Genomic DNA, 15841 nt, shown 5'->3' on the forward strand with positions numbered 1-15841 from the left:
TTTCACGCATAAGGTGAGATGAATACACACAATCAGACGGACGGATCGGGTGATGGCGCAAACGGTGATCGTGTCGGGCGGTACGGGCGGATTGGGTTCCGCGGTCACGAGGAAACTGCTCGACGACGGTTGGCGTGTGGTGGTGCCGTGGGTCGTCGAGGCCGAGCTGTCGCGCCTTCCCGACTCCGATCGACTGGTCACTCTCCAGGCCGATCTGTTCGACGAGTCGTCGGTGATCGAGGTCGTCGCTGCTGCGGCGAGTGATCCGTCGGCCCCGGTGAAGGCCGTGGTCAACCTGGTCGGCGGGTTCGCGATGGGCGAGCGGGTGGATGCGACCCCGGTCGACGAGTTCGAGCGACTCCTCCGCCTCAACCTGCGACCGCTGTACCTGCTGTCCGCGGCGGCGATCCCGAAGCTGATCGAGGCCGGTGGCGGATCGGTCGTCGGAGTGTCCGCGAAGGCCGCGTTCGCACCGTTCTCCGGTGCCGCCGGGTACATCACGTCCAAGGCTGCAGTGTGGGCGTTCATCAGCGCGCTCGCCGCCGAGTACCAGGACGACGCCATCCGGGCCAACGCGATCCTGCCGTCGGTCATCGACACCCCGGGGAACCGTGAGAGCCAACCGGATTCGTCTCGCAGGGGCTGGGTGTCCCCGGAGACGATCGCCGAGACCGTCGCCTTCCTGGTGTCCGACGCCTCCGCCGCGGTGACGGGTGCGCAAGTTCCGGTGCCGGGCGTCGGCTGACGATTCCGTCTATCCCTCGCGGCGGTAGGCGGCGCGGCCGCGGATCATCGTGTAGCGCACGGCATCCGCGCCGGTTTGCAGTGCGGCCTCGATCGGGGCATCGAGCAGGACGAGGTCGGCCGGTTCGCCGGCGCGGATCTGTCGTGCCGATGCGCCCGGAGTGCTCAGCGGGGCGAGATAGCGAGTCAACGCCGATCTGCGGCTGACTCTTTCGTCGGCGCCGACTGTGCGGCCGTCCGGCGCGAGACGTGTTGCGGCAGCGGCGATCACCGTCCAGGGATCGACAGGGCCGTACGGCGCGTCGCTCGACATGGCGACCGGCGCGTGTCCTTCGATGAGGCTTGCGCACCGGTAGAGGTCGGTGACGTCGTGGGTATCGAGACGATCGAGATAATCGTCGCCCCGCGCGGTGATGAAGCCGGGCTGGGTGACGACGGGGATCTGCCGGCGGCTCAGGTCCGCAACGGTGTCGTTAGCGATGATCGCGCCGTGCTCGATCCGGTCGTCCGGATGCCGCCCGGCCTCGTCGAAGGCGGCGAGCAGGAGGAGTAGTGCTTCGCGGGTGACGCAGTGCGCGGCGACGCCGCGCCCCCACGAGTGTGCGTCCCGGATCTGCTTGCACAGGGTGGGGAAGTCGGGGAGGTCGGAGTCGGCGAGCACGACCTTGAGGGGGCCGACGGTGACTGTCGGCGGAAGCTCAGGTGTCGCGTCGAGTGGGACGCCCAGTAGGTGAAGCCGTTGCGGCACGGAACCGTTCACGTGCGACGAGACGAGTGCATCGAGAGACTCGTTCGACAGGCCCGGTGTCGCATCGGTGACCCCGGTGATGCCGAAGCGGGCCAGTTCGGAACCGACGGTTGACAGGTCCGGTGGCCGGGAGGGCCCCATCCGCTCACGGAGCCAGTCGTCGGCCCGCCATACGCGTCCGGTCGGTGCGCCGCACCCATTCCGCTCCACTCCCGGATGATCGGCGGTCCACAACCCGACGGCCTCGGCGGCCATCGTGTTGAGGAACCACACCGCACCGCTGCGGTGCTGAATGCGGACCGGCCTGCGGGTGTGCAGCCGGTCGAGGGCAGCGCAATCCAGAAGCCCGGCAACCGTTTCCACATAACCCACGCCGCGGACCCACCCGGAGGTGCCGGCAGCGCGGTCCAGAGCGGCGGCGAGATCGTCGGAGGTCGTCACCGAAGGCGGACCACACTGCACCGACGCCGAGGCCGCCGCGAGCGCGTGGAGGTGGATGTGGTGGTCGTGGAGCCCGGGGATGAGTGCACCGCCCTCGCTGTCGATGACGTCGAATCCGGTGCTGTCGCGATTCACGTCGACCGCCATGATCATGCCGCCGTCGACGGCCACGTCCCGGATGCCCTCGGGAAGGGACGCCCTGCGGAAGAGAATGCCGCTCATCGGATTTCCCTGCCGCGGTTTCGCGCCCGGGGCGGATCGAGTGGCACCGTGCCGGTGGCGGTGTCGACGACCCACCGGTCGCCGTCGCGACGCGCTGGCGGCGGAGGTGGTCCGCCGAGCGTCGCGGCAACTGTTGCATGCATCGAGATGTCCCACAGCTTTCCTGGGCCCGGCGCGCACATCGCGAGGGCGGCCGCGGTGAGGCCGGCCAGTGGATCGGCGATCGCGTCGCCCACGAACATCGGACCTGCGTCGTCGGAGGTGACCAGCCCCGCCGACGCGGCGATGTCGTCGCCGAAGCCGATCCGGTCGGAGTCGCGTCCGGCGGCGGTGATGGACAACCAGGTGGTTCCGTCGGCGACGAAATCTTCGGCGTACAAACCGAACCCGCGCAACGCCCGGGGACGGGACGCTTCGATCACGATGTCGGCGTCCGCGACGAGCCGTAGCAGCGTGGCTCGATCGGTGGGCCTCGTGGGGTCGAGGACCACCGACTCGTGCCCTTCGTGGAGCAGCCGATAGAAGTCCTGGTTGCCTCGCCGCGCGCCGTCCGGGCGTTGCGGCGTCTCGACTTTCACCACGCGCGCCCCCGCGAGGCCCAGCAGGTGGGCGCACAGCGGGCCGGCCCAGAGCGCACTGAAGTCGATGACGAGCAGGCCGTCGACCGAACGGGGAACACCGCTCGGGTACAACGCGTCCCGTGCTGCGTCGGTGATCTCGGCGCCGTGTGCGACACCCCCACCCGCGATGCCCAGCAGAGCGGCGCGGTCGTCGAACTCGGCGCGGGTGTGCTCGCTCAGCCAGCCTGCGAGGAGCGACCAGACGTCGTCCTCGGTCACCTCGCGTTCGATCAGCGCACCCAGCAGGAGAGGGTCGTCGGGGCGTGCGCAACTCACCGCGACCCAGCCGTCCGATGCGGGGAGCAGGCGTCCGGCGCCGCCGGGGGTGATGTCGCCCTGGCGGGTGTGTCCGGTCAGTGCGGCGCGCTCGGCCAGCAACGCGGCACCGTCGATGTCGACCGAGCCGTTGCTCGCCATCCGAATCCAGTCGCCCAGTTCTCGGGCGCGGGTGGCGGCATGTCCGGGCGGGATGCGCGGCGGCCCGTCGAATCTGCCGGTGAGATGCGGGATGCCGCTGGCGGCCCAGTCGCGCACCGGTTCCTGGGACGCATGGCTGGACACGGGCGAGATGCTACCGTCCGCACGTACAACCCAGGAGGTTCACCGCCATGCAGATCCGCCGTGTCTCGATCGCCGACCTTGCCGCTTTCCCGGGGATCGGCGGCGGGGACCTGCTCGGGGACGGCGCCGTCGTCGCGTCGCCGGTCGTGCTGGTGGACCTCGACGACGCGGGCGGCGTGACCGAGGACGACCTCGACCGAGCCGCCGCTCGCGCCGCGGCATCGGACGTCATCTTGGTGGGAACGTCGACGGGGCCGGTCGGCCTCGCGCTCGGACCTCTGCTGGAAGCCCTCGACCTCACCTACGCCCCGGCCGGGACCGACCACCGAAGTGTGGTGGCCGCCGACGACGTCGACGCGTCGATCACGGCCTTCATCGACGCCGTCTCGCGCTGCCCACAGGCATCTCTCGTCGCCGCGCAGGTGGTCCGAGCCGCCGAACCGCTCGACCCCGTACCGGCCATCGACATCGAATCGCTGGCCTACTCGACCCTTCAGGGCGGTGATGAGTTCGGACGGTGGCTGGAGGTGCGCCGTGCCAAGGGCCGCCCGCTGCCACCACCCGCGGTCGACCCGGTGCTGCTCGACCGCGAGGGCGACACCCTGCGGATCACCCTCAACCGTCCCGAACGTCGCAATGCCTACGGCACCGCGCTGCGCGACGCACTCGTCGACGCGCTGCGCCTCGCGGTACTCGACGACTCGATCGACCACGTCGTCATCGACGGCGCGGGCGGCTCCTTCTGCGCCGGTGGCGATCTCGACGAGTTCGGGCACATGCCCGACTCGTCGACCGCCCACCTGATCCGCACCCGCGGGGGAGCCGGACGACTCGTGTCCGTACTCGCCGACCGCGTCGAGGTCCGTCTACACGGTCACTGCGTGGGTGCGGGTATCGAGATCCCCGCGTTCGCCGGCCGCGTCGTCGCCGCGCCGGACACCCTGATTCGCCTCCCCGAGGTGTCGATGGGCCTCATCCCGGGAGCCGGCGGCACCGTGAGCGTGCCGCGGAGGATCGGTCGCTGGCGTGCTCTCCATCTGTTCATCACCGGTGCCGAGATCGATGCCGAGCAGGCACTGGACTGGGGGCTGGTCGACGAGATTCCGGGAGTAGGCCCGGTACCGCGCTGACCGCCACGGTCACAAACGCCTAACGACGGTCGTCTCGGCTTGGGACGCCCTTGGGATCTCGGTTACCTTTGTTACGTCTGAGAACAATGTTAACCAAAGGGGCTATTGGTGCGTTTCTCCTGGAAGAGGCGACTGAGTGTTGTCGCGTGTGCTGTCGCGGTCGCGGCGACCGGATGGGTGCCGACGGCCCTCGCTGCACCGGCCCCGGACCCGAATCGCGCCCGGATCGACACCGTCATCCACGATTCGGCCCAGCAGACGACGCTGATCGTCTACTCGGCCGCCATGCGCCGGCTGGTCCCGGTCAATGTCCTGCGCCCCAAGGACCTCACCAAGCCGCGCCCGACCCTGTACCTCCTCAACGGTGCCGGTGGCGGCGAGGACTCGGCCACCTGGGCGGCTAAGACGCAGTACTCGAAGTTCTTCCGCGACAAGCAGGTCAACGTCGTGACGCCCATCGGTGGCGCGTTCTCGTACTACACCGACTGGCAGCGCGACGACCCGGTGCTCGGCCGCAACAAGTGGACCACGTTCCTCACCAAGGAACTCCCGCCGCTGGTGGACAAGGAGTTCAACACCACCCGCAAGAACGCGATCGCGGGAATCTCGATGGCCGGCACCTCGGTGCTGAACCTCGCCATCTCCGCACCGAAGCTCTACAAGTCGGTGGCCGCCTACAGTGGCTGCGCCCGGACCAGCGATCCGTTGGGGCAGACCTACATCCGGATGGTCGTGGCCGACCGCGGCATGGGCAACGTCGACAACATGTGGGGCCCGGTCAATTCGTCGGGCTGGCGCAAGAACGACCCGTACGTCAACGCCGCGAAGCTGCGGGGCACCAAGGTCTACATGACCAGCGGCACCGGCCTCCCCGGCTGGTACGACCGCCTCGAGGCCCCGCTGATCGCCGGTGACCCGTTGACGCTGGCCAACCAGGTGGTCCTCGGTGGTGTCATCGAAGCCGCGGTCAACGAGTGCACCAAGCAGATGGCAGAACGCATGCGCGCGTTGAAGGTTCCGCACAAGGTCCTGTTCCGGCCGGACGGCACCCACTCGTGGGGTTACTGGGAGCGCGATCTCAAGACGACCTGGCCGATGATCGCCAAAGATCTGAAGTGAGCGAAGACGACCGACTGTGGGCTGACGACCTCGAGGCCGGACAGGTGTTCCGTTTCGGCACTCACCATGTGACCGAGGACGAACTGCTCGACTTCGCCCGCACCTGGGACCCGCAGGACTTCCACACCGACAAGGCCGCGGCCGAGGCCGGCGTCTATGGCGGGCTCATCGCCAGCGGGCTGCACACGATGTCGATCTACCAGAAGCTCGCGGTGACCGGGGTGCTGTACCGCTGGAAGGTCATCGCGGGCAAGCGGCTTGCCGATGTGGTGTTCCTCCGGCCGGTGCGTCCCGGCGACACATTGACCGGTTCGATGACCATCGATGCCGTCGAGTTCGACGACCGCAACCGTGCGCTCGTCACGTCGACGTCGGAGGTGGTGAACGACGCCGGCAAACCGGTGATGCGGACCGTCGTCGAGGCGTACGTACACGCTCGGTCGGCCGGCACCCCTCTGCCGGCCGACCGGAACGACTGAATCAGCTCAGTTGGCGCGGTCCTTGAGCAGCAGCCGGACCGTGAGCTCGAGGCGATTGGTGACGTCGGTGGCCGACGCGCGGCGGGTCAGCCACTGCACGAGGTTCGACATCCACACATCCGAGAGCACGCGGGCGATCGCGAGATCCTCTTCCGTGGGCTCGCCCACGCCGACGATGGCGCCGGCGAGGAGCCGGTCGATGATGCCGGCGACCTGATCGACCTCGGCGGTCGCCGACGCGTCGGCGAACATGAAGGCGCGGGTCATCGCCTCGGTGAGCAGTGGGTCGCGCTGCATCGCGAAGGTGATCATGTCCAGGACGTGGCGCAGACGGTCGATTGCGGTGTCGCCCCGCAGCTGTGAGCGATCGACCTTCGATTCGACGCGTTCGAACTCGCGCGCCAGTGCGGTGACCAGCAGGTGGACCTTGGACGGGAAGTAGCGGTAGAGCGTGCCGACCGCGACGTCGGCCTTGTCGGCGACGGTGCGCATCTGGACGGCGTCGTAACCGCCCTTGGAGGCAAGTGCGAGCGTCGCGTCGAGGATGCGGCGGCGGCGTTCGCGCTGCGCGGTGGAACCGGCTTCGGGCGACGCGGCAGGGGTTGCGGCCCCCGCTGGGGCGTCGACCGCGGCGTTGCCTGGTGCAGAGCGGGCCATGTGTGTACGGACATCCTCACGTGATCGGCGACCGGGGAGGCGGGGGATTCACGGGTGGCTACCCGATCACCTCCACCCATGGCATATTAGAACAGGTTCTAATTATTCCTCACAACTCGACATACAGAGGATCACTCGTGACTATCGCCACGTCCCCCGAACAACAAGCCGTATGCCACAGTATCGAGTCCTGGGCGCGCGCCGCGAAGGTGACCGAACTCGTCCGTTCCGACCTCGACAAGCCGCGCGACCAGTGGACACAGCTGTTCGGTCAGCTCGCGGAGTTCGGTGTGTTCGCGGCCGCGGTGCCGGAGGTGTCCGGTGGCCTCGGGGCGGGATTCGTCGACGTCGCGGCGATGGTCGAGCAGTGTGGCATCGAATTGGTCCCGGGGCCCGTCGTCCCGACGGTGACCGCTGCTCTAGCGCTCGCCACCAGCGCCGATGCCCGGGCGCAGGCGCTCCTCGACCAGGTTCTCGAAGGTGCGGTACCCGTCGTGACGCCGGTCGCGAGCCACGCCGGCGGGGCGGCCGCACCGCTGTCCGACGCCCTCGACCTCGGGCTCGTCGGCGGCTACTCCGAGGGTGTCGCGGTCCTCGCGGCGCTCGACGTCCCCGGTCGCGACGGTCGCTGGTGGATCCTCCCGCCGAACGTCGGCAGCGCCGACATCGCGCCGGAGGCCCCGCTCGACGGCACCACCTCGGTGGCCCGCGTGCGGCTGACCGGTGTCACCGCCGACGATCTCGTCGAACTGCCCGATGCGCCCCTCGTCGAGGGACTGCTGTCGGCGACCCTTGCTGCGTATCAGAGCGGCGCCACCCGCTGGACCCTCGGCACCGCGGTCGACTACGCCAAGGTCCGCACACAGTTCGGTGCGCCGATCGGATCGTTCCAGGCGATCAAGCACATCTGTGCCGAGATGCTCTGCCGCAGCGAAGAGGTCACGGCCGTCGCATGGGACGTGGCCGGTGCGGTCGACGAGGTGCTCAACGCCTCCTCCGACGAACTCGCCTCTGCGCGAGAACAACTCGAGATCAGCCGGCTCGCCGCCGACGTCGTGGTGGCCCAGGCGCCCGCTGCCACGGCCAAGGACTGCATCCAGGTGCTCGGCGGGATCGGGTTCACCTTCGAACACGACGCGCATCTCTACCTGCGGTCCGCACTCGCCGCGCAGGCGGCTCTGGACCACGCGCACGATGCCGCCACCGCGCTCGCCGACCGCGGGCTCGCCGGTGCACGCCGGCGCTTCGCCCTCGACCTGTCGCAGGTCGAGGACAAGCGGAACGAGGTCCGCGAGACGGTCGCACGCATCGCGGCGGCCGACGCCGACGACCAGCGGCGCGTCCTCGCCGAGACCGGTTACCTCACCCCGCACTGGCCGGCGCCGTACGGACTCGGTGCCGATGCGGCCCTGCAGTTGCTCATCGACACCGAACTCGACGCGGCCGGCGTCGTCCGGCCCGACCTCGTCATCGGCGCCTGGGCGATTCCGACGATCCTGTCCCACGGCACCGACGCGCAGCGCGAACGCTTCGTCGCCCCGACCCTCGCCGGCGAGATCGTCTGGTGCCAGCTGTTCAGCGAACCGGAGGCCGGTTCCGACCTCGCCGCGCTGCGAACCAAGGCGGAGCGCGTCGACGGCGGCTGGAAGCTGTCCGGTCAGAAGATCTGGACCTCGCAGGCGCACAACGCGCAGTGGGCCATCTGTCTGGCGCGCACCGACGCCGAGGCCCCCAAGAACAAGGGGATCACCTACTTCCTCGTCGACATGTCCTCGCCGGGCATCGATATCCGGCCGCTCCGCGAGCTGACCGGTCGCGCCAACTTCAACGAGGTCTTCCTCGACGACGTCGTCGTGCCCGACGACTGCGTGGTCGGCGAGGTGAACAACGGCTGGCGGTTGGCCCGCACGACCCTCGCGAACGAACGCGTCGCGATGGGCGGGTCCGGGCTCGGCAAGGAGATGGAGTCGCTGCTGCGTCAGGTGCAGGGCATGACGCGCGACCTCTCCGACGCCGAACGGGTGGCACTCGGCAGCCAGTTCGCCGACGCACATGTCGGTCGGGTCCTCGACGCCCGTGCCGCCACTCAGCAGCTCGCCGGACTCGACCCGGGTGCGCTGTCCAGCGTCCGCAAACTGATCGGTGTGCAGCACCGCCAGTCGGTGCCCGATCTCGCCCTGCGGCTCCTCGGCGTGCAGGGCCTGGCGGCCACCGATGCGTCCGACGCGGTGCTGCAGAACCGCTGTCTGTCGATCGCCGGTGGAACGACCCAGATCCTCAAGACCGCGGCGGCGGAACGCATTCTCGGTTTGCCGCGCGGCTGACCGGTCCAGGCTGCGCGAAACCGCAGATAAAGCCGGATCTCTACCCCCGGATGCGCCGACTCTGATACAACTAGAACAAGTTCTAGTTCTGTAGTTCGCGCACGGTGAGGAGACGCAGGGTGGACTTTGCCCTGGACGGCACGGCGATCGCGGTTCGCGACGTCGCGGAGGACGTGTTCGCACGACGACAACCCGACTGGGAGTCGACCTTCGGCAGGCGGGATTCCGGCGAGTCGGGAGCAGGTGAGCGGGTCGGCGGCTTCGATGCCGAGACCTGGCAGGCGCTCGTCGACGCCGGGTTGCTCGCGTTGCCGTTACCGGCCGACCACGACGGTGACGACGTCGACGAGGCGGGACTCCTGCCGCTGTTCCGCCGGATGGGGCGCGCCGCCGCGGTGACCCCGGCGCTCGGCACCCTGACCGCCGCGCTCGTCCTCGCCCGGGCTGCCGGCGACGGTGGGGACGTGTGGTCGCGCTGGGCCGAGTCCCTGACCGCCGGACGCTGGGCCGCCATCGCGATCGGCGAACACGGCGACCCGCTGACACCGACGCCCCAGACGAGCGTCCGGGGCGGGCGACTCAACGGCACCAAGGTCGGGGTCCTGCACGCCGAGGGTGCCTCGGTCCTCCTCGTCACGTCCGACGCCGGCGTCGTGGCCGTGCCCCCGACGGCCGACGGTGTCACTCTCACCCGTACCCCGTCATCTAGCGGGTGGGGCGAGTACACGATCAGCTTCGACGACGTCGCCGTCGACGATGCCGATGTCATCAGTCGTGAGTTGGCGGTCCTGCGCGATCGCTATCGGCTCGCGCTGTGCGCCTACGCCGACGGTCTGGTCGCCGGGGCCACCCGGCTCACCGCCGACCACGTCTCGACGCGCGAACAGTTCGGCAAGCCGATCGCGCTGTTCCAGGCCGTCGGTCAGCAGCTCGCCGACATCTACGTCGTCGGTCGGTCGATGGAGCTGTCGACCACCGCCGCTGCCTGGCGTCTCTCCGAAGGCCTGGACGCCGCAACCGATCTCGGCGTCGCCGCCTACTGGCTCGCCGAGGAGATCCCGCCGACCCTGCGGACGATGACCCATCTGCACGGCGGTATCGGCGTGGACATCACCTATCCGCTGCACCGGTACTTCTCCGTCGCCAAGGACCTCGCCCGCCTGGTGGGTGGGGCCGCGGTGCGGCTCGACGAACTCGCCGACATCACCGAGGGCGCTGCCCCGGCCGACCGAGCACAGGGGTGAGCATGTTCATCGATCTGACGCCCGAGCAGCGCGCGCTGCGCGAGGAACTCCGGGAGTATTTCGCCGACCTGGTGACCCCGGACGAAGCGAAGGTCATGCTGACCGAGCGGCACGGACCCACGTACCGCAAGGTCATCAAGCGGATGGGCGACGACGGCTGGCTCGGTGTGGGTTGGCCGAAGGAGTTCGGCGGCAAGGGCTTCGGGGAGATCGAACAGCAGATCTTCACCAATGAGGCCGTCCGCGCCGACGTCCCGCTGCCGTCGGTCACCCTGCAGACCGTCGGCCCGACCCTGCAGGTCCACGGCACCGAGGAGCAGAAGCGCAAGTTCCTGCCCGCGATCCTGGCCGGCGACGTGCACTTCGCCATCGGCTACACCGAACCCGAGGCAGGTACCGACCTGGCGTCGCTGAGCACCACCGCCGTGCTCGACGGCGACCACTATGTGGTCAACGGCCAGAAGATCTTCACCACCGGTGGCCACGACGCCGACTACATCTGGCTGGCCGTGCGCACCGACAAGGACGCGCCCAAGCACAAGGGCATCTCGATCCTCATCGTGGACACCACGGATCCCGGGTTCAGCTGGACGCCGATCATCACCGCCGACGGCGCCCACCACGTGAATGCCACCTACTACCAGGACGTGAAGGTCCCGGTGTCGATGCGCGTGGGCGAGGAGGGTGACGGTTGGAAGCTGATCACCACCCAGCTCAACCACGAACGCGTCATGCTCGGACCGGCCGGACGCATCGACGGTCTGGCGGCTCGACTCCGCGCCTGGACTCAGCGTCCGGGTCCCGACGGCACCGTGATCGCGAAGCATCCCGACGTGCGGCGTGCCCTGGCCACCATCGACGCCTACGGCCGGATCAACGAACTGCTCAACTGGCAGGTCGCCTCCACCGGTGAGGCGATCTCCATGGCCGACGCCGCCGCGACGAAGGTGTTCTCCACCGAACGCATCCAGTCGGTGTGCCGGATGGCCAACGAGATCATCGGCCGCTACGGCGATTTCACCGACCCCGAGACCGCCGCTCTGGTGGACTGGCTCGACGTCCAGCAGAAGCGTCACGTCGTCATCACCTTCGGCGGCGGGGTCAACGAGGTCATGCGCGACATGATCGCCACCGCCGGTCTCGGACTCCCGAGGTCGAAGCGTTGAGCGCCCCCGAGCTGACCGGTACCGAGCTGACCGGAGACGAGGCGATCCGCGCTGCGGCGCAGGCGATCATGGACGACGGTGCGAGCGCACCGGTTCGTGGGCGCGACCCGATCAATCAGCCGATGATCAACAATTGGGTCGAGGCGATGGGCGACGAGAACCCCATCTACGTCGACGACGCCGCGGCGCGTGCTGCGGGGCATCCGGGTGTGGTGGCACCGCCGGCGATGGCCCAGGTGTGGACGATGCGCGGGCTCAACGGTGTACGCACGGCCGACGATCCGCTCGGTCGTGCGTCGCAACTGTTCGACGAGGCAGGGTTCACCTCGGTTGTCGCCACCAACTGCGACACTGTCTACCACCGCTACACGCGGCCGGGGGAAGAGGTGTCCCTGTCAGCCGAACTCCTCGAGGTCGTCGGCCCCAAGAACACCGCGCTCGGCGAGGGCTGGTTCTTCACGACTCGCAACGTGTGGTCGGTGCCTGACGAGAACGGTGCAGACGAGGTCGTTGCGGAGATGCGGTTCCGCATCCTCAAGTTCCGGCCGGCCGCGAAGGACGCTGCACCCGAGACGGTTTCGTCGGTACCCGGCGATCTCGACCCGGCGCGGCTGCTCAAGCCGAGCGTCTCACGCGACACCGCTTTCTTCTGGGAGGGCGTGGCGGCACACGAGCTGCGCATCCAGCGCGACGGCGAGGGCGCGCTGCGACACCCGCCGGTCCCGGCGACCTGGAAGCCCCGCGTGGCCGACGGATCGGTGCCGGAGACCGACTACGTCGTCGCATCGGGAACCGGAACCGTCTACAGCTATGTGGTCCATCGTGCCCCCAAGGTCCCCGGCCGGCAGCTGCCGTTCGTCGTCGCCCTCGTCGAGCTCGACGAAGGTGTGCGGATGCTGGGAGAACTGCGGGGCGCCGAACCGGAGGACGTCGAGATCGGCATGCGGGTGCGGGTGACCTTCCTGGACTTCCCGGCCCGCGACGACGCGGGGACGCCGGCGTGGACGCTGTACGCCTGGGAGCCGGCGAGCGAAGGGGGAGAAGCATGACCAGTGTCGCCACTCCGGCGGTGAGCGTCGGAACCGCCCTGCCGCCCTTGGTCGTCGATGCGACCCCGACCTTCGTCGTCGCGACGGCACTCGCCACCCGCGACTTCCAGGATGTGCACCACGACCGCGACCTCGCGCAGGCCAAGGGGTCCAAGGACATCTTCGTCAACATCCTGACCGACACCGGTCTGGTGGAACGGTTCGTCACCGACTGGGCGGGTCCCACCGCCCGAATCCGTTCGATCGCACTGAAACTGGGCGTGCCGTGGTACGCCTACGATTCGGTCACCTTCACCGGTGAGGTCACCGAGATCGCCGACGACGGCCTGCTGACGGTCGCCGTCACCGGAACCAATTCGCTGGGTAAGCACGTCATCTCGACCGTCACCCTCACCATCGGCGAGGGTGCCTCGGATACGACACAGGGGGAGGGCCACTGATGGGCGGGCTGTCCGGACAGGCGGCGATCGCCGGCATCGGGGCCACCGAGTTCTCCAAGGACTCCGGGCGCAGCGAGCTGCGGCTCGCGGCGGAGGCGGTGTCGGCGGCGATCGCCGATGCGGGTCTGACCCCGGCCGACGTCGATGGACTCGTCACGTTCACCATGGACACCAACAGCGAGATCTCGGTCGCCCGGGCCGTCGGAATCCCCGAGCTCACCTACTTCTCGCGGATCCACTACGGCGGCGGCGCAGCCTGCGCGACCGTGCAGCAGGCCGCGATGGCGGTGGCGACCGGGGTCGCCGACGTCGTCGTCGCCTACCGTGCGTTCAACGAACGGTCGGGACTGCGGTTCGGACAGGTGAATTCGGCGGTCGCCAACCAGGAGAACTCCTCGGGTACCGAGAACGCCTTTAGCTATCCGCACGGGTTGTCGACGCCGGCGGCGTTCGTCGCGATGATCGCCCAGCGGTACATGCACGACTACGGCGCCACCAGTGAGGATTTCGGCCGTATCGCGGTCGTCGACCGCAAGCACGCCGCAGTCAATCCCGATGCCTTCTTCTACGAGAAGCCGATCACGCTGGAAGACCACCAGAACTCCCGGTACATCGCCGAGCCGTTGCATCTGCTCGATTGCTGCCAGGAGTCCGACGGCGGTGTCGCGCTGGTGATCGTGTCGGCCGAGCGCGCCAAGGATCTGCCGCACACGCCGGCCGTGATCGCCGCGGCCGCAGCAGGGTCGGCGGCCGACCAGTTCATCATGACCAGCTACTACCGCGACGAATTGGCATCGCTGCCCGAGATGGGTCTCGTCGGACGGCAGCTGTGGTCGCAGTCCGGCCTCGGTCCCGCGGACATGGACATGGCCGTCCTGTACGACCACTTCACCCCGTACACGCTCCTCCAGCTCGAGGAGCTGGGTTTCTGCGGACGCGGGGAGGCCAAGGACTTCGTCCGTGAGCCCGGTGCGCTGGAGGTGGGCGGCCGCCTGCCGCTCAACACCCACGGCGGCCAGCTCGGCGAGGCCTACATCCACGGCATGAACGGCATCGCCGAAGCCGTCCGTCAGATCCGGGGTACCTCCGTCAACCAGGTCGACGACGCCGCGAAGGTCGTCGTCACCGCCGGAACCGGCGTCCCCACAAGCGGGTTGGTGCTCACCGCATGACCGGAACCACAGCCATCACCCACATCAGTCCAGACCAGCCAGTCCAGTGCAACAACTCTCTTGAGAACGAGGAGCGCGCAGAATGAAGTTCAACCTCGCCGATGTCTTCGAGACGGTCGCCGATGCGGTGCCCGAGCGGATCGCGCTCAGCTACCAGGGCCGCCAGATCAGCTACGCCGAACTCGACCGGCTGTCCAACCAGGTGGCACACCTGCTCGCGGGTTCGGGAATCGGCGCCTTCGACAACGTCGCACTGTTCCTCAAGAACAGCGTCGAACACGTCACCAGCCTCCTCGGCCTCCTGAAGGTCCGCGCGGTACCGGTCAACATCAACTACCGGTACACCAACGCCGAACTGCAGTACATCTTCGACAACTCCGATTCGCGCGCGATCATCGTCGAACTCCCCGAGCACCAGCGCAGCGTCGCCGCGCTGCTCGCCGAGACGCCCACCGTCCGAACGGTGTTCGTCATCGGAGACGTCGTCGAGGAACTCACTGCGGCCGTCGCAGACCTGCCCGACGGACGCACCGTCGAGATCGTGTCCTTCGCCGACGCCGAGTCCAAGCCGGACAACCGCGACTTCGAGCCGCGCAACGGCGAAGAGCTGTACCTGCTCTACACCGGTGGCACCACGGGTTATCCCAAGGGCGTCATGTGGCAGCACGACGACTTCTTCCGCAAGCCGCTGTCGGGTGGCAACCCCTACGGGGATCCCCGCAAGGATCTCGAGGAGATCGGCACGGCGGTCAAGGATTTCCCGTCGATCGCGTTCCTGCTGGCGGCCCCGCTCATGCACGGCGCGGCGTCGTATTCGCTGTTCACCTTCTTCACCCTCGGCGGTCGCCTGGTGATCCAGCGCGACTTCGACCCGGAGGCCATCGTCACCGAGGTCGAGAAGGAGAAGGTCAACATCGTCCTCATCGTCGGCGACGCCATGGGCATGCCGCTGGTCGAGGAGCTGGAGAAGCGGAAGGACTCCGTCGACCTGTCGTCGATGTTCTCCATCACCTCCGGTGGTGCGATCTGGTCGCAGCATGTGCGTGACCGCATGCTCGCGGTGAAGCCGGATCTGGTGTTGCGCGACAACTTCGGCGCGTCCGAGTCGGGCAACGACGGCGAGATCATGATGGACGACAACGGCAACCTGAAGGTGCCGCCGACCGACCGCATGATGGTCGTCGACGAGAGTCTCAACAAGATCGAGCCGGGCTCGGGCGACGTCGGGTACATCGCGCGCATCGGCAACGTTCCCCTCGGCTACTACAAGGACGAGGAGAAGACCGCCAAGACCTTCCCGACGCTGCCGGACGGCACCCGCATCTCGATCCTGGGTGACATGGGCACCGTCGAGGCCGACGGTTCGATCGTCTTCCTCGGCCGCGGCTCGCAGTGCATCAACACCGGCGGCGAGAAGGTCTACGCCGAAGAGGTCGAGGCCACCCTGCACGCGCATCCGGCGGTCGCCGACGCGCTGGTCGTCCCGGTCCCCGACGAGAAGTACGGCCAGCGGGTCGCCGCGGTGATCTCACTCGCCGAGGGTGCCGAGGAGCCGTCGCTCGAGGAGATCCAGGAGCACTGCCGCGAGACCCTCGCCCGCTACAAGGTCCCGCGCACCGTCGTGTTCGTCGACGAGGTCAAGCGCACGCCGGCCGGCAAGGCCGACTACCGCTGGGCCAAGGCGGAAGCGGCCAAGGAGAGCACTCCCGTCTGACCGGAGGCAGA

General features: G+C 68.5%; 14 protein-coding genes. 11 read left to right on the forward strand and 3 right to left on the reverse strand.

The annotated features are described in order from the left end of the window. Positions 1-52 precede the first annotated feature (52 nt). A complete protein-coding gene (locus tag RVF83_RS09365; protein ID WP_005194425.1) occupies positions 53-745 on the forward strand; it encodes an SDR family NAD(P)-dependent oxidoreductase in 693 nt (230 codons plus the stop codon). Positions 746-754: 9 nt separating this feature from the next. On the opposite strand, the gene RVF83_RS09370 is transcribed toward RVF83_RS09365, so the two are convergent. After that, positions 755-2155 (reverse strand): amidohydrolase family protein, encoded by a 1401-nt coding sequence (locus RVF83_RS09370; protein ID WP_005194424.1) that lies wholly within the window; start codon positions 2153-2155, stop codon positions 755-757. Then, on the reverse strand, positions 2152-3336 hold the full coding sequence (locus RVF83_RS09375) for a CoA transferase (RefSeq protein WP_005194423.1): 1185 nt from the start codon (positions 3334-3336) through the stop codon (positions 2152-2154). Before RVF83_RS09375 ends, RVF83_RS09370 begins: the two co-directional genes overlap by 4 nt. Positions 3337-3383: 47 nt before the next feature. Between RVF83_RS09375 and RVF83_RS09380 the strand changes: the two genes are divergently transcribed. The 3 genes from RVF83_RS09380 to RVF83_RS09390 all read left to right on the forward strand — a co-directional run bounded on the left by RVF83_RS09380 (position 3384) and on the right by RVF83_RS09390 (position 6064). Then, entirely contained in the window at positions 3384-4466 is a 1083-nt protein-coding gene (locus RVF83_RS09380; protein ID WP_005194421.1) for an enoyl-CoA hydratase/isomerase family protein, read from the forward strand. A 108-nt stretch (positions 4467-4574) separates the two neighbouring features. Continuing rightward, complete coding sequence (locus tag RVF83_RS09385; RefSeq protein ID WP_005194419.1) at positions 4575-5585, forward strand: alpha/beta hydrolase; 1011 nt, start codon at positions 4575-4577, stop codon at positions 5583-5585. Continuing rightward, positions 5582-6064: a MaoC/PaaZ C-terminal domain-containing protein gene (locus tag RVF83_RS09390; protein WP_005194418.1), complete on the forward strand. Its 483-nt coding sequence runs from the start codon at positions 5582-5584 to the stop codon at positions 6062-6064. The genes RVF83_RS09385 and RVF83_RS09390 overlap by 4 nt, the downstream gene beginning before the upstream one ends. A gap of 6 nt (positions 6065-6070) precedes the next feature. Here the strand turns inward: RVF83_RS09390 and kstR are convergent, their stop codons facing one another. Further along, on the reverse strand, positions 6071-6721 hold the full coding sequence (gene kstR / locus RVF83_RS09395) for a cholesterol catabolism transcriptional regulator KstR (protein WP_005194416.1): 651 nt from the start codon (positions 6719-6721) through the stop codon (positions 6071-6073). A gap of 137 nt (positions 6722-6858) precedes the next feature. Here kstR and RVF83_RS09400 point away from each other — a divergent pair, with 137 nt between their 5' ends. From RVF83_RS09400 to RVF83_RS09430, 7 genes are all read left to right on the forward strand, one after another. Further along, the gene (locus RVF83_RS09400; RefSeq protein ID WP_005194413.1) at positions 6859-9045 is read left to right on the forward strand and encodes an acyl-CoA dehydrogenase; all 2187 of its coding nucleotides are present in this window, start codon (positions 6859-6861) and stop codon (positions 9043-9045) included. Positions 9046-9164: 119 nt separating this feature from the next. Beyond that, the gene (locus tag RVF83_RS09405; RefSeq protein ID WP_005194410.1) at positions 9165-10289 is read left to right on the forward strand and encodes an acyl-CoA dehydrogenase family protein; all 1125 of its coding nucleotides are present in this window, start codon (positions 9165-9167) and stop codon (positions 10287-10289) included. A 2-nt stretch (positions 10290-10291) separates the two neighbouring features. After that, positions 10292-11455 (forward strand): acyl-CoA dehydrogenase family protein, encoded by a 1164-nt coding sequence (locus RVF83_RS09410; RefSeq protein ID WP_005194408.1) that lies wholly within the window; start codon positions 10292-10294, stop codon positions 11453-11455. After that, positions 11452-12504, forward strand: a complete 1053-nt coding sequence (locus RVF83_RS09415) for a bifunctional MaoC family dehydratase N-terminal/OB-fold nucleic acid binding domain-containing protein (protein WP_005194407.1) — start codon at positions 11452-11454, stop codon at positions 12502-12504. Before RVF83_RS09410 ends, RVF83_RS09415 begins: the two co-directional genes overlap by 4 nt. Beyond that, the gene (locus RVF83_RS09420; RefSeq protein ID WP_005194406.1) at positions 12501-12944 is read left to right on the forward strand and encodes a MaoC family dehydratase; all 444 of its coding nucleotides are present in this window, start codon (positions 12501-12503) and stop codon (positions 12942-12944) included. The genes RVF83_RS09415 and RVF83_RS09420 overlap by 4 nt, the downstream gene beginning before the upstream one ends. Beyond that, positions 12944-14116, forward strand: a complete 1173-nt coding sequence (locus RVF83_RS09425) for a lipid-transfer protein (protein ID WP_005194405.1) — start codon at positions 12944-12946, stop codon at positions 14114-14116. The genes RVF83_RS09420 and RVF83_RS09425 overlap by 1 nt, the downstream gene beginning before the upstream one ends. Positions 14117-14198: 82 nt before the next feature. Next, positions 14199-15830 (forward strand): acyl-CoA synthetase, encoded by a 1632-nt coding sequence (locus tag RVF83_RS09430; RefSeq protein ID WP_005194404.1) that lies wholly within the window; start codon positions 14199-14201, stop codon positions 15828-15830. Positions 15831-15841 lie beyond the last annotated feature (11 nt).

It is taken from the genome of Gordonia rubripertincta, from assembly GCF_038024875.1.
Taxonomy (GTDB): Bacteria; Actinomycetota; Actinomycetes; order Mycobacteriales; family Mycobacteriaceae; genus Gordonia; species Gordonia rubripertincta.